At 31.5% G+C, this 22,961-nt stretch carries 23 protein-coding genes; 7 read left to right on the top strand and 16 right to left on the bottom strand.

The window, feature by feature from the left end:
- Positions 1 to 54 precede the first annotated feature (54 nt).
- From KA867_RS02675 to KA867_RS02700, 6 genes are all read right to left on the bottom strand, one after another.
- Entirely contained in the window at positions 55 to 639 is a 585-nt protein-coding gene (locus KA867_RS02675) for a YcnI family copper-binding membrane protein (RefSeq protein WP_107504849.1), read from the bottom strand.
- A gap of 11 nt (positions 640 to 650) precedes the next feature.
- Positions 651 to 1,907, bottom strand: coding sequence for a copper resistance CopC/CopD family protein (locus KA867_RS02680; RefSeq protein WP_210136993.1), 1,257 nt, complete (start codon positions 1,905 to 1,907; stop codon positions 651 to 653).
- A 294-nt stretch (positions 1,908 to 2,201) separates the two neighbouring features.
- Entirely contained in the window at positions 2,202 to 2,648 is a 447-nt protein-coding gene (gene rpiB / locus KA867_RS02685; protein WP_107384823.1) for a ribose 5-phosphate isomerase B, read from the bottom strand.
- A 36-nt stretch (positions 2,649 to 2,684) separates the two neighbouring features.
- Entirely contained in the window at positions 2,685 to 3,317 is a 633-nt protein-coding gene (dhaL, locus tag KA867_RS02690; RefSeq protein WP_119535790.1) for a dihydroxyacetone kinase subunit DhaL, read from the bottom strand.
- Between the two features lie 12 nt (positions 3,318 to 3,329).
- A complete protein-coding gene (locus KA867_RS02695; protein WP_107521349.1) occupies positions 3,330 to 4,328 on the bottom strand; it encodes a dihydroxyacetone kinase subunit DhaK in 999 nt (332 codons plus the stop codon).
- Between the two features lie 49 nt (positions 4,329 to 4,377).
- Entirely contained in the window at positions 4,378 to 5,460 is a 1,083-nt protein-coding gene (locus KA867_RS02700) for an MDR/zinc-dependent alcohol dehydrogenase-like family protein (RefSeq protein WP_107385701.1), read from the bottom strand.
- 174 nt (positions 5,461 to 5,634) lie between these two features.
- Here KA867_RS02700 and KA867_RS02705 point away from each other — a divergent pair, with 174 nt between their 5' ends.
- On the top strand, positions 5,635 to 6,396 hold the full coding sequence (locus KA867_RS02705; protein ID WP_107384827.1) for a DeoR/GlpR family DNA-binding transcription regulator: 762 nt from the start codon (positions 5,635 to 5,637) through the stop codon (positions 6,394 to 6,396).
- Between the two features lie 101 nt (positions 6,397 to 6,497).
- On the opposite strand, the gene KA867_RS02710 is transcribed toward KA867_RS02705, so the two are convergent.
- The 4 genes from KA867_RS02710 to KA867_RS02725 form a co-directional block, all read right to left on the bottom strand.
- Complete coding sequence (locus tag KA867_RS02710; RefSeq protein WP_210136994.1) at positions 6,498 to 7,964, bottom strand: Na+/H+ antiporter NhaC family protein; 1,467 nt, start codon at positions 7,962 to 7,964, stop codon at positions 6,498 to 6,500.
- 29 nt (positions 7,965 to 7,993) lie between these two features.
- Complete coding sequence (locus KA867_RS02715; RefSeq protein ID WP_210136995.1) at positions 7,994 to 9,325, bottom strand: LLM class flavin-dependent oxidoreductase; 1,332 nt, start codon at positions 9,323 to 9,325, stop codon at positions 7,994 to 7,996.
- Positions 9,322 to 10,338 carry an MsnO8 family LLM class oxidoreductase gene (locus tag KA867_RS02720; protein ID WP_210136996.1) on the bottom strand — a complete coding sequence of 339 codons (1,017 nt, stop codon included), beginning with the start codon at positions 10,336 to 10,338 and terminating at the stop codon, positions 9,322 to 9,324. The genes KA867_RS02715 and KA867_RS02720 overlap by 4 nt, the downstream gene beginning before the upstream one ends.
- Before the next feature lie 341 nt (positions 10,339 to 10,679).
- The gene (locus tag KA867_RS02725; RefSeq protein ID WP_119535795.1) at positions 10,680 to 12,347 is read right to left on the bottom strand and encodes a Na/Pi cotransporter family protein; all 1,668 of its coding nucleotides are present in this window, start codon (positions 12,345 to 12,347) and stop codon (positions 10,680 to 10,682) included.
- Between the two features lie 297 nt (positions 12,348 to 12,644).
- Between KA867_RS02725 and KA867_RS02730 the strand changes: the two genes are divergently transcribed.
- Positions 12,645 to 13,583, top strand: a complete 939-nt coding sequence (locus tag KA867_RS02730) for a magnesium transporter CorA family protein (protein WP_210136997.1) — start codon at positions 12,645 to 12,647, stop codon at positions 13,581 to 13,583.
- A 172-nt stretch (positions 13,584 to 13,755) separates the two neighbouring features.
- On the opposite strand, the gene KA867_RS13370 is transcribed toward KA867_RS02730, so the two are convergent.
- Together KA867_RS13370 and KA867_RS13375 are read right to left on the bottom strand one after the other, a co-directional pair.
- Entirely contained in the window at positions 13,756 to 14,151 is a 396-nt protein-coding gene (locus KA867_RS13370; protein WP_319016626.1) for an N-acetylmuramoyl-L-alanine amidase, read from the bottom strand.
- 23 nt (positions 14,152 to 14,174) lie between these two features.
- Entirely contained in the window at positions 14,175 to 14,330 is a 156-nt protein-coding gene (locus KA867_RS13375) for a hypothetical protein (RefSeq protein ID WP_226952035.1), read from the bottom strand.
- A gap of 213 nt (positions 14,331 to 14,543) precedes the next feature.
- On the opposite strand from KA867_RS13375, the gene rsp reads away from it, so the two are divergent.
- Complete coding sequence (gene rsp / locus KA867_RS02740) at positions 14,544 to 16,643, top strand: AraC family transcriptional regulator Rsp (protein WP_107384833.1); 2,100 nt, start codon at positions 14,544 to 14,546, stop codon at positions 16,641 to 16,643.
- 147 nt (positions 16,644 to 16,790) lie between these two features.
- The gene (locus KA867_RS02745; RefSeq protein WP_107384834.1) at positions 16,791 to 17,132 is read left to right on the top strand and encodes a DUF4889 domain-containing protein; all 342 of its coding nucleotides are present in this window, start codon (positions 16,791 to 16,793) and stop codon (positions 17,130 to 17,132) included.
- Positions 17,133 to 17,298: 166 nt separating this feature from the next.
- Here the strand turns inward: KA867_RS02745 and KA867_RS02750 are convergent, their stop codons facing one another.
- Together KA867_RS02750 and KA867_RS02755 are read right to left on the bottom strand one after the other, a co-directional pair.
- The gene (locus KA867_RS02750) at positions 17,299 to 18,573 is read right to left on the bottom strand and encodes a cation:dicarboxylate symporter family transporter (protein ID WP_019468836.1); all 1,275 of its coding nucleotides are present in this window, start codon (positions 18,571 to 18,573) and stop codon (positions 17,299 to 17,301) included.
- A gap of 543 nt (positions 18,574 to 19,116) precedes the next feature.
- A complete protein-coding gene (locus KA867_RS02755) occupies positions 19,117 to 19,473 on the bottom strand; it encodes a DUF3139 domain-containing protein (RefSeq protein ID WP_210136998.1) in 357 nt (118 codons plus the stop codon).
- 279 nt (positions 19,474 to 19,752) lie between these two features.
- On the opposite strand from KA867_RS02755, the gene KA867_RS02760 reads away from it, so the two are divergent.
- The 3 genes from KA867_RS02760 (at position 19,753) to KA867_RS02770 (ending at position 21,278) form a co-directional block, all read left to right on the top strand.
- The gene (locus KA867_RS02760) at positions 19,753 to 20,193 is read left to right on the top strand and encodes a MarR family winged helix-turn-helix transcriptional regulator (protein WP_107385347.1); all 441 of its coding nucleotides are present in this window, start codon (positions 19,753 to 19,755) and stop codon (positions 20,191 to 20,193) included.
- A 238-nt stretch (positions 20,194 to 20,431) separates the two neighbouring features.
- Complete coding sequence (locus KA867_RS02765) at positions 20,432 to 20,803, top strand: Hsp20 family protein (protein WP_119535766.1); 372 nt, start codon at positions 20,432 to 20,434, stop codon at positions 20,801 to 20,803.
- A gap of 40 nt (positions 20,804 to 20,843) precedes the next feature.
- Positions 20,844 to 21,278, top strand: a complete 435-nt coding sequence (locus KA867_RS02770) for an Hsp20/alpha crystallin family protein (RefSeq protein WP_107505423.1) — start codon at positions 20,844 to 20,846, stop codon at positions 21,276 to 21,278.
- 95 nt (positions 21,279 to 21,373) lie between these two features.
- On the opposite strand, the gene KA867_RS02775 is transcribed toward KA867_RS02770, so the two are convergent.
- Both KA867_RS02775 and KA867_RS02780 read right to left on the bottom strand, forming a co-directional pair.
- Positions 21,374 to 21,535 carry a hypothetical protein gene (locus KA867_RS02775; RefSeq protein WP_182474469.1) on the bottom strand — a complete coding sequence of 54 codons (162 nt, stop codon included), beginning with the start codon at positions 21,533 to 21,535 and terminating at the stop codon, positions 21,374 to 21,376.
- 216 nt (positions 21,536 to 21,751) lie between these two features.
- Positions 21,752 to 22,903 carry a nitrate/nitrite transporter gene (locus KA867_RS02780; protein WP_210136999.1) on the bottom strand — a complete coding sequence of 384 codons (1,152 nt, stop codon included), beginning with the start codon at positions 22,901 to 22,903 and terminating at the stop codon, positions 21,752 to 21,754.
- Positions 22,904 to 22,961 lie beyond the last annotated feature (58 nt).

Genomic DNA, 22,961 nt, shown 5'->3' on the forward strand with positions numbered 1-22,961 from the left:
AACTTCAAAAAAGCTAGTAATCAAAATCTGATTACTAGCTCAATCACTTATACTTTATCTTTCTTTACGAGATTTTTTAAAAATTGCTATTAGCGCTAAAATAATAGCTACGATAGACACAACCCATAAAGCGATAGAATCATTACCAGATTGACTGTTTTCAGAATCAACATCAGCTTTTTTTGATACTTTAGTTACTGGTGAAGGTTTTTCCGCGTCCTCATTTCCATCCCATTTAACGGTTTCTCCATCATCATAAGTTTGATAAGCATCCCACTTAAATTCGCCTTCTTTATCTGGATTTGCTACTTGTATAGGCAAATCAACGAATTCATTAGGTCCAATACCTTTTTCTTTAGCTATCCAAGTTATTTTTGTAATATTACCATCATCATCTTTAGTTAATTTATGGTCAAATGTTTCCTGAGGTGCTACACCTACAACGTTTACACCCTCGGGTACCTTTAACTCTATTTTTGTTGTATTTGCTTCTTTTTCTACTGGAACTCTTACATCGTATTTTTCATAAGAACCTGGTTCACTCGTATCAGGGTTCATTGTCACATGGGCATCTGCACTTTTTGAAAATACTAAAACAGTAAAACAAACTACGAGGGCTAAAATAAATTGTTTTTTCATCTTTTAAGCTCCTATCCTGGAATATTTAATTGACTCATCATTACACCTGCTAATATAAGTAAGACACCTATACTTAGTTCTATGATTAATGCATATCTATTTGTCTGACGATGCTTACCAAGCGCTCTAGTTGTTTGATAAAATCCTAGCGCCATCATCACAATTGTTAGCAGAACCTTAACAAGTAATAATACGGTCCATGTCTGAATGTTTTGCCATAGTGACAAGACATTCGTTTGATCTATTGACATCAGGACACCTGATATGACAATTAACATGACAGCGCTAATATTTACTTTTAATAAAAAAGGTCTCATTTGAATTACTTCAAATTGTTTTTTACCTAATACCATAATGGTCAAATAAATCAGTGCACCTAACCAAAATGATATACCTACAATGTGTATTACTCTGATGAAAATCGACCATATTGGTATAGACTGAGACCAAGCATGTCCTGACATACTAAGTGTAATTAATATTAGACTAGGGATAAATATGTACCAACTTGTTGCCATATTTTTCAAAGTGAAAAGTAATAGTAATATGATTACTGCAACCATCGTTAATATGAATGGTGTTTGCAATAAGGTGGTTTTTTGCAGACTTAACACATCTGACACAATATCAGAAGATAAAGTCATCCTATAAATTAACACTGTGATAACGGAAGTCATAACCAATATTAAAACGGTTGGTAGTGTATACGTTTTTAAATTTAAATGAGGTAATCTTTGTCTTTTAGCTAAGGCGTTAACTAAATAAAAACCTGTAAGTGTAATCAATAGTCCTTCTAATATAAAGCGCGTAACTCCAAACCAAAAGTCTGCTTGTTCATAAAACGGTGGTGCCGTGTCGATGCCATTTGCTGTTTGTTTTCCAACTGAAAATTCAAAACTATCATTGATTTCATGCCCATCTGCAGACATTGTATGCCAATGAATGCTATGTGTTCCTTTATTTAAATTTTCAATTGGAAACGTCAATGTTTGTGAAGACCCTGTTGTACTTGGCTTTACTTCTGTAATTTCAGAACCTTTATCATCATAGATTTGTATACTTGAATATTTTGCATGGACTGGTTCATTAAATTGTAATGTTATTTCATTTGGTGCGTTATCAACCACACTGTTTTGCGTTGGTGTGACTTTTTCTAAAGTTGCATGTGCTGATACTTGCTGAGAAAAGATAAAAACCCCAATTATCAACGAAATTATAAATATAACATAAGAAAACTTATGGATTTTAAATGTTAATTGCACTTTCATCCCCCTTTTCAAAAAGTTTATATTATCAATAATATTAAATGAAATATACATTCACAATAATATTTAAATTGTCATTTTTTGGACAAATAATTACAATTTAAATATTATTGTTTTAATTAATTAAAAACAAAATATTAGTTTATATTCCATTATTAAAACTATTTATAATGTATCGTTATTAAAATAACAAAGGACTAATCCGTCTGTCTGATACGGACTAGTCCTTTGTTTTATGAACGGGCTTTAAATCTCATATTCTTACCAAGAAACCAATGAATTAAACTAGAGTATAACTCATTGAAATTCATCTTGCTCAACTTGTACAATTTTATCTACTTTTCGTTGAGAGCCGCCTTCCCAACTTACATTCAAGTAAGCTTCAACATTCTTTTTAGCAACTTCTATACCGATTATTTGTGCACCCATTGTAAGTATTTGTGCATTGTTACTTAACTGGGCACGCTCTGCAGAATAATAGTCATGCGCCAAAGCAGCACGAATTCCTTTTAATTTGTTGGCAGTTATTGCCACGCCGATGCCAGTTCCACAAATAAGAACGCCACGTTCATTATCCCCTTGTTGAATACTTTTACCAACTTCAGCAGCAACATCTGGATAATCCGTTTCTGCACAATGATGACAACCAAAATCTTCTACTTCATGACCGAGTTTTTCTATATGAGCTTTCACTGCCTCTTTTAAATTGTAACCATTATGATCTGCACCTATTGCTATTTTCATGCTAACTCACTCCTCCTTATATATTTATCACTTAGCTTATACATATGATTTAAATGTATTTAACATCAGGTACGCTGACATCGCACCAGGATCTACATGGCCTTGCGAACGATAGCCTAGCCTTTTGGAACGACCCTTATTAGAAACAATATCCTTTGTGCTTTCCATACCTTTCTTAGCTTCTAGAAGTGCAGGCACAAATGCTTCCTTGAAATTAATATTTTGAGATTTAGATGATTCTAATGAGAGATAAAATGGTTCAAGTGTATCAATCATCGTTTTATCACCTATTTCAGCTTTACCTCTAGCCTTAATTCCTTTACTGAATGCAATCCAAAATTGGTATAAGTCTGTATCATTCAGTTCAGTTTTATTTTTTACTGCAACTGCTGCCTTTAAATAACCTGAAGCATACAAAGGGCCAACAGATGAACCTACAGCATCTAAAAAACTTTTACCCACAGCAACACTAATTTTTGCAATATCATTTTGTGCCTGTAATTCGTTGTGAATTGTATCTTTTACAGCTTGATAACCAATATTCATCGTCACACCATGATCGCCATCACCAATTTTTCTATCTAATTCACATAGGTTATCCTTTTGTTCTTCAAACAACTCAGCTAACGCTAGGATGAATGATTTATATGTTTCACTTGTTAATGTCATAATAAATTCCCCCTAGACTTCCTTAAAGTTTGGACAATCGACAGGATGATCTATGCATGACTTTAATGTCTCGTCCAATTTCATCAACGTCACTGAGAAACCACCCATTTCCATTGATGTAATAAAATTACCCACATATGATTTATATGTCTTAATATTGTTTTCACTTAATATTGCATCAACTTCTTTATTGATAATATATAACTCCATTTGTGAAGTCGCACCTAAACCATTTACTAGGACAACTACTTCATCGTCTGGTTGATAAAGTCCCTCTTTCAAAATATTTTTCATAATCACTTGGACGGTTTCTTGTGCTGTACGTATCGTTGTTTTTTCAATACCTGGTTCACCATGATGTCCTAATCCAATTTCCATCTCATTATCTTCAAGATCAAAACTTGGTTTGCCTGTTTGAGGTAAATAACAAGGGCTTAATCCAATACCCATAGAGCGTGTGTGATCATTAGCCAGTTGCGCAATACGACGGACTTCCTCTAAATCATATCCAAAATCTGCAGCAGCTCCTGCTGCTTTATAAACCAGTAATTCACCTGCTATACCACGTCTCTCTTCAATTTCCTTCGCTGAAGCGACATCATCGTTTCCTATAACAACTGCAGTTTCAATATCATCTTCAACTTCTGTCATTTCGCTGGCCATCTCAAAATTCATTAAATCTCCTGCGTAGTTTCCATAAATATATAACACGCCATGACTATCATGAATTTCTCTGGTAACAGCTTGTATAGGAATTGGTGAAGGTGAAGCAAATATATTACCTATTGCCACACCATCAGCCATACCTTGGCCAACATAGCCGATAAAAGCCGGCTCATGTCCTGACCCTCCACCAATTAAGACACTCACTTTACGATTGGGGTGGCGTTTTTTACCAATTAATGCTCTTTGATGTAAGTTTGAACGTTTAATATATTCGGGATAAGCAATTAAATATCCAGCCATTAATTCATCTATGACATTATCAGGATTATTAATCATCTTTTTCATTTATAGTCTCTCCTTTTAACTGTCTATGCTTATCTATCATTTCGCTATTTTAAGGTACAAGTACAATTTTCAGTGATTTATCGCCTTTTTTCATTAATTCGAATCCTTCTTCAAATTCTTGAAGTGGTAATTGATGGGTCACTACACCATCAGTAGGGTAGTCGCCATTCTGTATACCATTTATCACAAGAGGATAACAATAAGGTCCTAAGTGACTTCCCATTAAATCTAGTTCTTTACGATCAGAAATGATGCTCCAGTCAACAGTTACTGGATCGCCAAATACAGAAAACTCTACAAATCTACCTAACTTCCTAATGGCACTTAAACCTTGTTCAACAGATTTAGGATGACCTGTCGCTTCAATATAAGTATCACAACCATAACCTTCCGTCATATCTTTGATTTCTTTTACCACATCAACTTTAGCTGGATTCATCACAATGTCTGCACCAAATTGTTTCGCTAATTCTAAACGGTCATCTTTCATATCTAGTACAACCAGAGTTTCAGCTCCTGATTTTTTAGCTGCTCCTATCATACCTAGACCCAATGTTCCAGCACCTGATAATACAACGAAATCCCCTAATTTGATGTTTGCACGTTGTACTGCATGTAAACTACAAGCATATGGTTCAATAAGAATTGCTTTTTCTATCGGTAAGTCTTCAGGAACTTTATAATTTATTGCTTCCTTAGTGAATTTCATGTATTCAGCCATACCGCCATTTACATTATTTTGGAAACCATATAAGTCGTGTTTTTCACACATCCAATACTCGCCACGCTTACAAAATCTACATTCCCAACAAGGTACAATCTGTTCGGAAATAACACGATCACCTATTTCAAAATCAGTCACATCTTCGCCTTTTTCAACAATACGTGCAATAAACTCATGTCCAGGTATCATCGGTGCTTTAATATAAGAAGGTTGTGTTTCATCGCCCCAAAAACTTGGTGCGCCACCATATGCTTTAATATCTCCTGCACAAATGCCACATGCTTCAACTTTTACAATAATTTCTTTTGAATTCTCAATTATCGGTGTATCTACTGTTTCATATTTATAATCCCCTGGCGCATATGCTACAACTGCATTCATTTTGTCTGGATAATTTTTATTTGTCATTTTCAACAACCCCTTCTTTTATTAGAAAACGCTTTCATTTATAACTACAATTCTAATATATATTTTCATTTCTTTCAAATATTTTTTCGTTTATTTTCGTTTTGCTTTTGTTTTGTTATTTTTATAAAAAATTGTGTTAAACTAAATCATGAGCATAAGGAGGTTGCGAATCATATGAAAATGTATGCAGATGAACGACGAGAACACATATATACTTATATAAAGTCACATAAAAGAGCTACTGTAAAACAGCTTTCAGATTACTTAAGCGTGACAGAAGCAACGGTTCGAAGTGATTTAAGACTTTTGGAAAGTGAAAATAAGGTTACACGCACACATGGCGGTGCAAAAGTAAATGATACGATGACTTCAAAGTTAAACTTTTCTTACCGCTTAACACAAAAACATCGTGAAAAACATAAGATAAGTGAGTTTGCACTAAATAAAATAGAACCACAACAATGTATACTCATAGACGCAAGTTCAACAACGTATGAACTTGCAAAATTAATATCTGAAACTACCATGGAACTTACTATTATTACAAATGGGTTGGAAAATGCAGTACTTTTAAAAGAAAATCCTAACTTAACAGTGCTCGTAGTTGGAGGGTTTGTTTCTCAAGATTCAAACGCGATTACCGGAAACATTGATTCACAAATTTTAGAAATGTACCATATTGATTACTTCTTTTTATCTGCAAATGGTTTTACCTTAGAAAATGGTTTAACTGATTTTTCATTACCTGAAGTTCAACTCAAAAAGCAGATGGTTCAAGAAAGTGAAAAAGTAATTGCTTTGATAGACCACAGTAAGTTTGATATCTCATCTACTTTATCATTCGCTAAAATCACTGACATTTCTGAAGTTATAACAGATGAAGCACCCAATAAAAAATGGTTACAACACACACCATTTAAATTAACTGTTGTTTAATAACAAAATTTCACAAAATAAAAAGCTGTACCAATTAGGAAAAACATTACTCACCTAATTGGTACAGCTTATTTTTTACTTAAAATACTTATCCAATCATTTTATATACCACCTGTCCATCCAACAGTAGTGAAGATATACAACACAATTGAACCTACGATAATCCAGATTAAAAATAATGGCGCCATAAACTTAAACCAAGAACTAAAATTAGCTTTTGCAATAGCAATCGCACCAACTGTCGCACCTAAAGTTGGTGTGATTAAATTGCCTAATCCCCCACCAAAAGATAGTGAAGTTAACAATATTTGATCATTCACACCAAGCGTATGTGTAACAGGTTGTAATATTGGAATCATCACACTCATTAAACCTGAACCCGATGGTACTAAAAAGTTAAATACTGTTGCTACTAAAAATATTAATATTGAAACGACACCTGATGAAGAGCCATCAAGTTGTGTCGTCAATCCATTGACAATCGTACTTAAAATTTTACCCTTTTCAAGTATGACACTGATAGTATTTGCCATGATAATGGCAAAAGCTACAACTAACATTGGTTTTGCTCCTGCTAAAAATCCATCCACCATTTCACTAGATCGTTTACTTTTGACTAGATAAGCAAGCACAAAACTAATACCAAAAACAGTTATAAATACACCATTGCCATATTTCTCAGTCCAACTTAACATACCATTGCCTATCGCTAATACTATGGGTGTAAAAATCACTAATCCTACTACAACCAAATCTCTCCAATTAATTGTTCTATCTTTTAAATCAATTTCTGCAGTTGTTGTTTGTGTATCATTTTGTTGCCAAGATGTTGTGTTCATTAAACTTTTATTGGGTGATTTAATAACCCTTCTCGCATACCAGATAACATATAATAAAGTGACCAATAAAAACACTATGTACATAATTGCTCTACCGCCGTATCCAGAATATAAAGTGACCTCCGGATAAACGATTTGACCAATTTTAGCCATACCTGAAGGAGAAACTGAAAAGGCCATATACAAAGGTAGGAAGGTCATACCAAGGGCAATAATTGGATCTAATTTTAACCTATTCGCTAAAATTACACCGAGCGTGACAAAGACAATCATCTGATCGCCACCTACAAAAAATCCTATAAATGCCATTAAAGAAAATAATCCAATAATAAGAGGTAAAGCACCTGCATGTTCAAATCTACATATCATATAATTTGTTAACTTCTTCACTGAGTCCAATTGCAACATACCACCAATTGCCCCACCAACAAACAACAGTAAAGTTACAGTTTGAGCAGATTGTATACCGCCATTTAATATTAAGGTAATCGCATAAAACGGATTAACTGGATTTTGTGAAATAGCATGATAAGTTCCTTGTACAATCTCACCACTTTTTGTAGTATCAAATTCGCCAGCCGGAATGATATATGTCAATAAACATGCAAACATCATCATCATCAACATCATTAATAACACGTGTGGTAATTGGAATTTTCTTTTTTCTTTTATTTGCTCTTGTTCAACATCTACTTGCGAATGATGTGAAGTTGCACTATATTCAGACATTCTATTTCACTCCTTAAAATTCAATTAAATTAGTTATGCTCTACTTTTGTTCGACTATATCTATTTTCTTTAAAAGGAATACCAAGATGATCACGTAATGTACTACCTTCATAAGATTTTGAATAATAACCTTTTGACTCTAATATTGGTAACACTTCATTTAAAAATTCATCATATATTTCACCATAAACATGTGGACCAAAGATAAAGCCATCTGCTGCACCTTGTTCAAACCATTCAATTATCAATGCTGCTACTTCTTCATAAGTACCTGTAAATGGTGACTGTCTTACTGTTTCTTCTAGAGCAACTTCTCTTAACGTTAAATTTTGTGATTTTGCTCGCTCAGCAATCGCATCAGTCGTAGCACGAAAACTATTTTTCCCTACATCACCTAATTCTGGAAATGGTGCATCTAACTCATATTGACTAAAGTCATGATGATCATAATATCTTCCTAAGTAATCTAAAGCTTCCTCAATTGTCGCTAGTGATTTAAGCTCATTTAGTCGTCTTTCTACTTCGTCTTTATCTTTGCCAATGACTGGTGCTAACATTGGGTAAACTTTAACATGATCAGGGTCACGCTCAAATGCTTGGGCTTGGCTTTTAATACTGTCATAATTACTTTTCGCAATCTCAAGTGACTCACCTAGTGTAAAGACAGCATCAGCATATTTAGCTGCATAAGCTTGTCCCTTAGGAGAAGCTCCAGCTTGAAATATAACAGGTTGACCTTGTTCAGAACGACTTGCATTCAAAGGACCTTTGACTTGGAAATATTGACCTTTGTAATCTAATGTATGCATCTTACTTTTATCCACATATTCGCCTGACTCAACATCAAATGTAAATGCATCATCTTCATATGAATCCCATAAGCCTTGTACTACCTGGATATGTTCTTCAGCAATATCATATCGAATATCATGTTCTGGATGGTCTCCTTTGCTATAATTGTCAGCACTTCCAGCTAAAGGTGAAGTTACTACATTCCAACCTGCACGGCCTTTACTGATTTTATCAATGGTTGAAAGTTGTCTGGCCACTGTGAACGGCTCACTATATGAAGTTGAAATCGTACCTACTAATCCAATTTGACGTGTTATTGGCGCAAGTGCTGCTAAAAATGTTAATGGTTCATGTCTATCTAAAAAATGTGGTATTGATTTTTCATTGATATATAATCCGTCTGCTACAAAAACGAAACTAAAGCCAGCTTTTTCTGCTTTACGAGCAATATCAAGTTGAAAATCAAAATTTGTACTTGCATCACTTGGGACGTCATTTGATTTCCAAGCATGCATATGGCTACCAGGACCATTCAACATAATTCCAAAATCTATTTTTTTATTTGTCATTTTACCCCTGCTTTCAAATTCGTTTTCTCATATACACGTGCTAGTTGCTCTACTGTTTTTAATCTTAATGAGTGGTTTTGTACTGGCATATGAAACATAAATTCATCAACTTGATCATCTATATCTAATTCATGAATTTGTTGTTTTATGGACTCAGCTGTACCATTAAATACTTCTATTTGTTGTTCTTCAATTTCAAAGGTTCTTGAACTTTGCTTTTTAAAATCATCTATTTGATGTTCGCTTGACACCGTTAATTTTTGACCGTCATCAAAGTGCAAAACATAATTTGTGCGCCCTTCTTCAATTAACGCACTTTCTGCTTCACTATTCGATACAACAGCAGCTAAGGCTATAATTATTTTCCCTTCAGGATAAAATGCTTTGTATGTACGAATTGCTTTGTGTAAAAGATCATTATTAGAATTCAAAAAATATGCATAAATAAAACCGACTTTTTCTTCTGCAGCAAAGCGTGCTGACCGTTCACTTCCTCCCAAAAGAAAAACATGCGGTTTCTCAATCTCTTTATTACGAATCGTTGTTTTTAAATTTGAATACGGATTTTCTTCAGGAAAGTTTTCATTATTAAATTGATTTAGAAGGTGAAATTTATCATTGAAAGATGTCGGTGCATTTTTAATATCTTCTTGCAAAGCTTGTGTCGCTAAAGGAAAACCACCAGGTGCTTTACCAATACCTAAATCTACTCTTCCCGGAGCAATTTGGCTCATAAAATGAAACTGTTCAATCACTTTGAATGGACTATAATGCTGTAACATAACCCCACCAGAACCAACGTTTATTCGACTTGTTTGGTTTAATAAATGTGTAACTAATATTTCAGGGCTCGTACCAACGACCTCTTGTATGTTATGATGCTCTGCAACAAAATATCTTGTATAATTCAATCCTTCTGCTAATTGCGCTAGTTCAACAGTTCTATTTATCCCTTCACTAACTGTTTCATTGTGATCTATTGGACTTTGATCAAGTATGCTAATAGATGTCATAAACAATCCCCCAATCGATTTCTGAAAATTATATTAGTTACAATCTTAGGCGCACTCTATCATTTTGTCAAGTATCCTTATCGATTTACTAAGGATTAAAAATGTATTCATTTTGATATGCCATTGTATTCCAAACTTTTGACAAATCATTTATCAATCGTACTGAAAAGTGCTATCTAAATACCTCTTATTTAATAAAAAAGAGCAGGATAATATCACTCTTTAGTAAAGTGATATTATCCTGCTCTAATTTGAAAGACTCATCATAAAAACGATTCTTATTATGACATGCCTAATTAAATAATATTAATTTTTGCATAAATTGTGGTTAAAATCATATTTTAATACGACCAACCTAAAGTATGTTCCACTTCATCATCTTCATTTTCAATATTGTCTATATCAATCATAGATTCTGAAATATTTCTAGAATGGTAACCAATACGTTCTAAGATAGCAATCATATCTAAATAAAGTAAGCCACCTTCTAAAGAACATTCTCCCGAACTTAAGCGCTTGATGTGTTTTTTTCTTAAATCATGTTCTAATGCATACGAATCATTACTCAAGCGAACGATTTCATCTTTTTTAACTCTGTCATATACGTTAAACATGTCAATTGTTTTTTCAAGTGACGCATCGACATGGTTATATAGCCTTTCAATACTTTGTTCTGCTTTTGCAGATATCTTAATTGATTCTGTTTCTTTTTTCTTTAAATCTAATAAATATGCTTCTGTTAAACTTGCTACTTTAATAAAAGTTCGATTAACATCGAATAACACTGACATTCTTTCTGCATCTTGTTTGGATATCTTCTTCTCTGAGATTTTTGTTAAATATTGCCTTACATTGTCATACATACTTTCGACAGCAGCATATTTTTGAAGTATATCTTTTTCTGTTTTATCGTCATAATGCTTAGCATGTCTGAACATATCAAATGTCATTCGCCCTATATTTTGAATTTCATCTTGTGCTTCTTGTAACGCAATATTAGGTGCTCTGTTTATTAAATTTTTATCTAACATTCTTGGTTTATATTTTTCATTCAAATCTTCACCTGGTACTAACTTCGTCACAATCCATGCTAAGACGAAAATAAACGGTAATTGTATGATTGTGTTCGTCACATTAAATGTACCATGGGCAAATGCAATAACCATTTCAGGTTTTAAATTCATAACCCCTTGCATCCATTCAATAACTAGTTGATAGAGTGGCATAATTATTAAGAAAATAATAGCACCTATCACATTGAATAGTACATGGACAGCTGCAACACGTTTGGCAGCCAATGAACCTGCTAGACTGGCCAGCACCGCAGTGATTGTCGTACCAATATTATCACCTAAAAGTACAGGAAGTGCACCATGTAAACTAATTAAATCATTAGCGAAGAATCCTTGTAAAATACCAATTGTAGCACTTGAACTTTGTATGATAACTGTTAATAATGTTCCTGCTAACACACCATATATTGGGTTAGAAGACATATCTAACATAATTTGCTTGAACGAATCTAAGTTTGCTAAAGGTTTAACCGCACCACTCATTAATTCTAAACCATAGAATAATGCACCAAAACCAAATAAAATCATACCAACATTTTTCACTTTACGTTTTTGAATAAAGAAAATTAAAAATGCACCAATTGCTAAAATTGGTAGCGAATATTCACCGATATCAATACCTATAATAAATGCAGTAACTGTAGTACCAATATTCGCTCCCATAACTACTCCAATTGCTTGGCGCATAGTCATAAACCCTGCACTAACAAGTCCTATAGTAATTACTGTTGTGCCTGAGCTACTTTGAATTAATATCGTTACAATCATACCAGCCAAGACACCCATTAAAGGGTTACTTGTAAAAGTATTTAAAATGCTTCTTAATCTATCACCAGCTGCGGCTTGCAAACCGTCACCCATTTGTTTAATACCATATAGAAAAATACCTAATCCACCGATAAAGGTAAAAATTATCTCCATTACAGAAGAATCCATCGTTACACCTCTTTAAAATATTTGTAAACTATGTGAATTATAACTGATTTTTGTTAAGTTAATGTTAATTTATCATTAAAATTGCAAAGGATTTTCTCAACATTTCTGTAATCATATTTCACCGAAATATGCAAACCTTTCCAAATCCTATATCTACGCTGATTTAAAATATGCTATTTATAAATTACACAAATTTCTACCTTTAGCATATATTAAAATTAATGCAGAAAGATACTTGTCAACCGCTCTAATCTTCGCTAATATAATTAAGAATTTAATGAAGGGAAGATTTGTATTGTGATCACTGCTTATAAACATACTCAAACACAAGAAATAATAACATCAACATTAGATGATGATGCTTCATGGATCAATGTTGTAGACCCAAATTGGGAAGAAATAGAACATTTAATAGATTTATACCATTTACCTGAAGATTTTATTAGAGACCCTCTAGATACTGAGGAAAGTTCTCGTGTTGAATACGATGAAGAAACGGGCTATTCCCTTATAATCCTTGACCTGCCAGTTGTTAATGATACAAATCTTAACGTACTCTCATTTATAACAATTCCTTTAGGTATAATAATTGGTAATAAGAAAATATTTACTGTATGTAATGTTGAAAATGAGTTTCTTGAAAAATTTAGCCATCAAAATCTAAATTTACATTTTCATAGCCGATTTGCGCTTAATATATTATTAACGATTGCAAATCATTATAATAGAAACCTTAGGTTATTAAATAAGACGAGGTTACGTATAGAACGTGATTTAAAAAATAATGTGACAAACAAGCAACTATATAATTTAATGGAAGTTGAAAAGAGCTTAGTTTATTTCTTAGCTGCTTTAAAAGGTAATGAAACTATAGTAAAAAAACTCTTTAGATTGCCTGCAATCAAACGTTTTGAAGAGGATGAAGATTTACTGGAAGACTTAGTCATAGAAAATAATCAAGCACTAGAAACCACAAGATTATATACTGACATATTAGAAAGTATTACTACTTCTTATGCATCACTACTTTCAAATGAAATGAATAATACAATGAAAACATTGACGCTATTTACCGTCTTTTTAACATTGCCAACTTTAGTATTCAGTTTTTTTGGTATGAATGTACCACTACCTATTGATGAACATAGTTATATCTCTTGGGTTATTGTAATCGGTATTTCATTAGTTATCATTTCATTTGTGGGCGCATTTCTATGGAGAAAGCAAAAGTTTTGAAATAAGACGTACACATACACGCAAGTCACCATATATTAAAAATGAGAATGCATGATCATTATGCTTAAAACAAAGGACGCTACCATTTGATATGGTAGCGTCCTTTGTTTTTTCAAATTGTTTTAACGACATCTAAAAATGAATACTAACTTACTTTAATTTGCTAATGACACTAACCTATAGACTTCATATCTTCTTTAGTAATATCATCATAATAATATTTTATTTTATAGATAAAATAATCTTTTAACCTATTTACGTTTGACAAAGTGTTTGAGGCTTGTTGCAAATGAATTAACCATGATCTAGCTGGACACTCAGTATCATAAAATTCTTTATGAATTCTCACTGTTTCTCTATTAACAGGTAATTGATATTTCTTTAAAATTGCAGCAGCTAACCAGAAACTAACTTCTTCCACCTTCATAAATGCACTATCCGTTAAGACGCCATTTATTTTAGACTGACATCTTTCGATACCAATATAATGCGTATTGGCGAATGTATTTCCACAGTGCCATTCAGTATATTGTGTCGGGTGAAACCAGTAGCAAGTGTCTTGATCAATGTAGACGCTCGCCCATCCTTTTTCTAATTCATTTTTTTAATTCGATTATTTAACCATGCAATATAATTTTGGGCTGTATAATTTTCCGCATCATCGTGTAGAACGACACCTAAAATATCCTTTTTTAGTTCAGTGATTTTATCGTCTATTTTGTAATAATTAGAGTATATATGTTTCATAAATTCCCTTCTTTAATACTTAAATTTTTGTGTCAGAAGTTCGTTTAATTTATCTGCTTTAAATTTAATGATGTGCACAATTTAATTTTCTTAGTTGAATTAGGGCTTAAAATAAGAAAATAGTTATATTTAATATATTAATATTCACAACTATTTATTATATAATGTAATTTAGTCAATATAACAATACGTTATCAGGAGTTGCTAGATAGAATGGAACATGCCACATTATGTATCCACGATTTTTTAACTACAGATACTCAACGTTGTATCAACCAAGTCATACTATTATTTTCTTTAAATAGTAAATTGAATATCAATATCAATGGTAAACAAACTTCGATTGAAAACAATATCGCTATCATCAATCACAGTGATCTATTTTGTATCACTCACGCAGAACAACTTGTTGAACTAAAAATACCAATACAACAAATCATCCCGCTTAACCAATTATTTTTTAATTGTTACTATGATGCAAAAGCATTGAACGCTCAGGCGTATTTAAAGCAAATAATTTTAAGCATGATTGAAAAGTTAAACACCATAAATTCAACAGAATTACCTCAATTAACTGAGCTTATTTCTACCTTAGAGCATGAAGCTAAAAAAATATCTGAACATGTATATATACCAACAATTCATTGTGAAAATGAACTTTTAAATAAAATATCAGAATATATCCAAACTCACATTACACAACATATCATGTCCAAAGAAATTTCTTCAATTTTTTATATATCTAGTTCATACATATCAATTTTATTTAAAAAATATTTAGGTATTAGTTTTAAACATTATATTACAAGTTTAAAAATTGCGCTTTCACTTGATGAACTTATTAATAGTAACAACACAATTTATCTTATTTCTGAAAATATGGGTTTCAATCATTATGCTAATTATACGCATCAATTTAAGTCATATCTCTGTTTAACACCGCTTGCGTATAGAAAGAAACTTAATATAATGCAGAACAAGCCAATTACGTTATTAACTACTGATATAAGTGGATACTCACACTATTTCAAAACTCACTTAAACAACCATACTCAAACGATTGATAATGAAATTATCAATTTAGATCACTTAGAGTACAATGACTTGGCAAAACAACCTACCATCTTTATTCATATTGATAACCTTATGGATATTATTCAAACAAATTTAAACCAAAAACTTAATTTTAGTGATCTTACAAACTGCTATTTACTTATAAATAATGTGAGTAATCTAGCATCAACTTCACTTAATTTAAATGGTATTGTCAATTTTATTGACGCAATTTTTTCAAACTGTATGGGTGTGGTTATTAGAATTAAATCCAAGCAAGAATATGAACAAATAGAACAGGCTATTTCTCAATTTATAATATTCAAACCTAAATATTATACTCATGATAATATGTATAACTTTATGATTCTCTTTGATTCAGAATACTTAAAGTTAAATGATATTAACCGCTTATACATCAAAGCTAGAAGTTTAAATATAAATATCAAATTAGCAATCAACGTTGAGGGGGTATTAACCCAAACTCAAAGTCTTAAACACACTTTTACGCTTTTACATAGATTTAATTTCGACTTTAATTTTATTGATGTAGAACGTAATGAATTACGCGCAATGTTGTTAAAGCATAGCCATCAATTCAATAACGTATCAAGTTATAGTGATTATTATAATAAATTCATCACACTCTCTAAGCTACAACCCAATAAATGTGTATATTCAAAACTTACTAAAAATCACTTCACTCAATATAATCAAAAAGCACCTTTAGGAATAACAGAAATTATGCAACATACAATACAATTGATTAAAAATGGTTCTGCTGTTGGCTATGAACTAATGGACAAAAGTATATCCGATGTTGCGTTAATGAACCAACATGGAATATATGAACCCATTGTTTATATATTCCAATTCTTAAAGCCATTTTATGGAAAAACAATACTAATACAACCCAATTATTTAATTGCAAAAGAAAAACAATGCACACATTTACTTTTATTCAATTCCAATACACATACAATGTCAAACAAGCGAAAGTTTACATTAAAACAACAAACAATTACTTCAAAATTAATTTTATTTATACGCACGTTAAATAGAGAACATGGTTTTATAGATTATGCATTACCACCTATATTTAATAATATTTTTATTGAACAAACGCTTTTAAAAAATATTGAACGATCAAATATGCCAAAGTCAGAATTACGACATACTACCTATCCTCACACACCTATAGAATTTGATATTGACCGTGATGAAGTAAAATACATTCGTTTATCACCCGCATGTAAGTAATCATGTAGCTCATCCACGTTATTTAAAAAATAAGTACATATTAGCACAATTTAATTTAAAAGTTTTGTCATCGCTTATACTTCAATTGCATTATGCTAAAATTTCAGATATAACTGAATAAAAGGGTATATAAAGGAGAATCTAATTTTGAAAAATAAAATGTTTGCAATTGTTATTAGTGCCGTAATGGTTATCGTAGCTATTATCTTAGTTATTATGATGGTTTCAGGCGGCCAAAAAGAGACATACTTCGGCTACATGAAGAATAGTACAACTGCTGAAAAAGTAGTCAGTGAAAAAGACCATAAAGTAGAAGAAAATGTCAAAATACCTTCTAAATCAGGTTTCAACCCTAAAAAGGGTGATTTTGTAAAACTAATTAAATCTGAAGGTGAAGACACTTATAGTAAAATGGAAGTCGTTGATCACGATGACATTCCTCATGGTCTAATGATGAAGATTCATGATATGGACATGAAAGGTATGTAAAATAAGTAACTTCGAATAAAAATTCAGTCCCACAAGCTTTTATAGGAAATGCTTGTGGGGCTTTTTTTCGTCTTATATTATTACCCTAATCTAACATTATTTATAAAAAAGCACTGAATAGATTTATTTTCTATTCAGTGCAAAAATGTCAGAATTTCAATTTAGTTTATATAGATTTCAGGTATGCTTGACCTTTCTCTTTGTCATACGCATTTTCCCATTTTGCGATAACAATGGTAGATAATGCGTTACCTAATACATTCACACAAGTTCGTACCATGTCTAATAGTCTATCCACACCGATAATCAGTGCTAAACCTTCAGCCGGTAATCCCATTGTTGTCAATGTTGTAATAAGTACTACAATTGATACCCCTGGTACACCTGCCATACCTTTTGAAGCAACCATTAAAGTAACCATTAACATAATTTGTTGCCCAATTGACATATCGATGCCATACATCTGTGCAACGAATAAAGCAGCTATTGATTGATATAATGCAGATCCATCGAGGTTAAATGTATATCCAATAGGTACTACAAATGATGTAATGTCCTTTGGAGAACCAAAGTTTTCCATTTTTTTCATTATTATTGGTAGCACGGATTCTGAACTTGACGTTGAAAATGCTAATACGAGTTCATTTTTCAATATTTTAATAATAGAAAAAATACTAATTCCACATAATCTTGCTACAATACCTAATACCACGATAATAAAGAATATCATTGCGCCGATAACTACTAATAGTAATTTTAATAACGGTATTAATGCTGAAGCACCAAAAGTCATAATTGTCGTACAAATAAATGCGAATACACCAATAGGTGCTAATTTCAATATTTTATTAATCATCCAAAATACAGCTTCTAATGAACCACTTAAAACAGCTTTCACAGGTTCTGCTTTTTTGCCAATTGCTGATAAAGCAACACCAAAGAATACTGCAAAGAATATGATTGGTAGTAATTCACCTGAAGTCAATGCCTCAAAAAGATTTTGAGGCACTATGTTTACAATTGTATCGATAAAGTGATTTCCATATGTAGATGATTCAGCAGCTTTTGCTGATGATTCATATGTTGAAATATCACCTTTGGGTAATTTATCTGGATCTAAACCTTTCCCTGGTTTAAATATATTTGCAAAAAGTATGCCTAGTCCTATAGCTATTGTTGTTATAATTTCAAAATATAAAATTGTTTTAAAACCGTAACGCCCCACTGTTTTAGATTCACCTACATTTGATATAGATAATGCTAGTGAACAAAAAACAACTGGAATTACAATCATTTTTATTAAATTCAAGAAGACATCGCCAAAAGGCTTAATGTAATTTGCAATTTCGTCGTGTCCATAAAGTAATAGACCTACGATAACACCTAATACCAACGCGATAATAACTTGCATTGGTAAACTGATTCTTCTTATAATTGCCATGATGTTTCTCCCCTTCTTCTGACATTGCTTAATTATATCAAAATAATTTTTATATAGATATAAATTTTTTCAGCAAAAATAGTTGTTATTACACTTAATTTTTATTTTTACTCATTTTATATATATATAAGTAACATAATTATTTTGACAAATACACAAAATTGCAGTTAAAGACTATGATATGGCGTTATTAAACCTTACTACAAGCCTGATATAATGTTGTAATAGGATATAAAATCACTACTCTTTTAACTAATTTTATATTTGAGTAACATCAACAATCGCTATTAATTTTTATATTCATTTTACTTCAATTGTGTATGAATTATTATATTATACTGTCATTAATTCACATGTGATAATAAGTAAGACACTATGCTATTGTTTTTGAGTTTTAATATAGTAAAGCATATGTTAAAACACATACATTAAAATATATTTAATACAAAAATGGCTGATGCCATATGTATATACGGAATCAGCCAACATGATATTGATTTGCTTTAGTTTATAAAATGATAACATCACTAAATAATGAGTTATTTAATCTTTAGGTTTATATTTCTCTTTAAAAGCATTATATTTTGCATCTTTTACATTTTTCTTAGTTTCTGGATCAAAACCTTGCACTAATATACCTTTATATGTACTAATTGGTTGCACAACATAAGTATGTTCCGAATCATCTTTAAACTTAATTTCTTTATAATATAACCCTTTTTTAGCACTATATAATGTTTTCTCTGTTTTAATTTTCTCAGTTAAATGGTTTTCATCCATGTAATTATCAACTAATTCTAAATTTTTGTGACCTTGATATGTTCTTAAACCAAAGAAAAAAGCTACGGCCAAAATTAACGAAATGATTAATAGTCCCAGTATTTTCAAAAACGTCTTCATTATTTATCTCCTTTTAAGTAAAAACAATCATAATAAATACTCTATTGTTAATCCTCATACTCTTAAATTTCTAGACTACTTATTAAAATTCATAATATTAGTATTATGAACGATAACAAATAAATTATAAAGTATTAATACCTTTTGTAACAAAATGTTCTTAAATTTCCACTTATTCACAATGATATATATTATAAAAATATTATGAATATGGACACAACAGTTCCTTGACAATGTACTTTGTTCATAATAAGGTTAAATTTCAAAAGGGGTGATTAAATGGAGGACAAAGTAAGTTACTTAGAAGAACAACTGTGCTTTCTATTTTACGTTTCTTCAAAAGAAATTATAAAAAAATATACTTCATATTTAAAAGAGCATGACCTAACATACACTGGTTATATCGTTATGCTCGCCATTAAAAAAAATGAAAAGATAAACATTAAAACACTTGGACAACGTGTTTATCTTGATTCCGGGACACTAACACCTTTACTTAAAAAATTAGAAAAAAAAGGTTATGTTAGTAGAACACGTGAAATTGATGATGAACGTAATTTACAAATTGCGCTTACAGAACAAGGTGCAAAAGTTCAGGATTCATTATCCCATGTGTCCAAAAAAGTTTTTAGTGAATTTGATATGGATATCGATGAAGCCATTCACTTAAAAGAAACACTACAAAATTTTGTAAATAAACATTTCACTAAAGAAATTTAATATATTAAGAGGTAAAGCTACGTTTAAAGTGTGTAATTTATTTATGCTAATTTAAACTTAAACTTGCCTCTATTTTTTTATTTTATTTAAAGTAATGATGATAAAAGTAATAATTACCCTTTTATCATCAGCTTTTGGTAGAACTATACACATAAAGTGTTAAATACTATAGTTTGACTTTGACTTTCTTTGACTAATATATTATAATATAAATATAAGGTTAAAGGAGAGGTGAAAAATGATGCAAAATACACAAAATCTTTCTACAGATATACTAGAAAATTTATTAACTGAGCATCATGATTTTAAAGTAGATGTATATGAATCAAGTGATGCATATCAAGTCATTGCTGAACTACCAGGTTACAGTAAAGACGATATAGACATTCAATTTGATGAAAAGACATTGACGATCAGTGTTAAAAATACTTCTACAATAACTCAAAACCAAGATAATTACTTGATTAAAGAGCGCAATTCTAACAATCAAAATAGACAATTTATATTCAAAAACGTAGACGAATCAAATATTAAAGCTACGCTGAACCATGGTATATTAAATGTTACTTTACCTATTCATCATACAAAAAAACAAATTAATATTGATTAAATCGTAACAAAACAAATCATAATATAAGGAGAGATGCTTTATGGCATTCAATATGAAACCATTCGATAATTCATTTTTCGATGTAAATCCTAGTAATTTATTTAAAGATTTCGGACGTCAATTTTTTGATCAATTTCCAGGTGCTAATAGTATTAAAACAGATGTTAAAGAATTAGAAGATGCTTACATTGTGGAAGCAGAGTTACCAGGTATGGAAAAAGAAAATATTAATCTGCAGTTTGAAGATAATATTTTAACAATAGAAGGTAAACAATCATTTGAAAATAATAAAGAAGATGAAAATGGACGCATTATCCATCAAGAACGTAGCTTTAGTGATGTAAAACGTCAATATCAATTTGATAATGTCGATGAAAACGGCATTAAAGCAGCTTATGAAAATGGCATGTTAAATGTCACTTTGCCTAAAAAAGAGAAAAAAGAGTCTTCCTCTTCTAACATTCAAATTGATTAACAATCAATTTGAAAAACAACACTTCATTTTTGAAATGTTGCTTCAGAAAGTAGATAAACCTTTCGCATTAATTTGCGAAGGGTTTATCTACTTTTTTATTTATATAGTTTTTTCAAATATTTGTCTTCGACAAGTTCATATACAAAATTTAAATCTAATATCGCATCGACTTTACGCAATAAATGACTATTAAGGACTAAATCAGAGATAGAAATCATTTCATATCGATCTCTTTTATCAATTGATTTATTCAACATAATAAACACCATCACTGCTTAATTTACATATATTATAATATTGGCAGTGATTTATGCCGAATCCTGCGGGAATAGCACTAGCCGAAGACTACAGGCTAAGGCAGTGCCCGCGGAAAGCGTGCATAAAAAAACTGCCAACAAAGTCGGAGATTTTGTCGACAGTCTGAAGCAACACTTCAAAAAATGAAGTGTTGCTTTTTTGTGAAATTTATAGTTTTAACTTACTTTTTTTAACATTTGCCCCATTGTTACTAATGCTATGATTCCAAATAACGCTAATAATAAAAATGCTAAGTGACTGCTACCTGATAGCATTGTGACATATGAAATAACAATCGGTGGAAAGAATCCACCCAATCCGCCCATCATAGAAACAATACCATTTGCAGTCCCTGCCTCTTTACTAAAATAGAAAGGCACAAGTTTAAAAATAAGTCCATTCCCCAAACCAGCGCAAACACTAATTAATAAACAACCTATCGTAAATAGTAAAATATGATTTGAAGATCCTAAAATAATTGCGCCAACAATCATCAATGTAAAATCTATCATTAATAACATCACCGCATTAAATTTATCGCCTAATATACCACCTAAAGGTCTCAAAAATGTTGCAAGTGCAATGAATACACCTGAACGTATACCTGCATCTACTTCACTAATACCAAACTGTTGCACTAAATAATTCGGCAAAAACAAACCAAATGCTACAAATGCACCAAAAGTAATGAAATACCAAAGTGATAAATAATATAATTTCAAATCTTTAAATAAACGCTTAGATTGTTCAACTAAAGGCACTTTTACTTTTTTCTCTTTCGGATCACCAAAAAAGAACATAAAAATAGCAAATAAAGCAATCACTACTAAATAACTTCTGACCGTCGTTTGCCATCCAATAATTGATGCGATTGGGGGCGCTAAAAAAGAAGAAATTGCAGTTCCGATATTACCCATCCCATAAATACCATTTGCTAAACCAACGCGTTCTTTAGGAAAATATTTAGGGATTGATGTTACACCAACAGAAAACACCGCGCCTCCAACGCCTAAAAAGAATCCTGATGCCATGAGCATCCCTGTCCCTTGAGCCTGACTCAAAAAATAAATTGGAAATAATAAAATGATAAAACTACAGAAAAACACCCATTTAGCGCCTATTATGTTCGTTAAATAGCCAAAAGGCACTCTTAAAACAGAACCTAATATTACAGGTATGGCTAATATAATTGAAAGCTGATTTCCTGTTATATTAATATCTTGAGATATAAAAGGGATTAGCGGTGCAATAATGCTCCACGCCATAAAACCCACAACTAAACTTAAAGATTGTAAAGTTAATTGAAATCCACCTCTAGCTATGTTCATTACATTCACCTACATTTAAATTTTTATAATTAAGCCTAGTATTCTACAAGCGCCTACA

Source organism: Staphylococcus sp. GDH8C109P, assembly GCF_017893405.1.
Lineage (GTDB): Bacteria > Bacillota > Bacilli > Staphylococcales > Staphylococcaceae > Staphylococcus > Staphylococcus cohnii.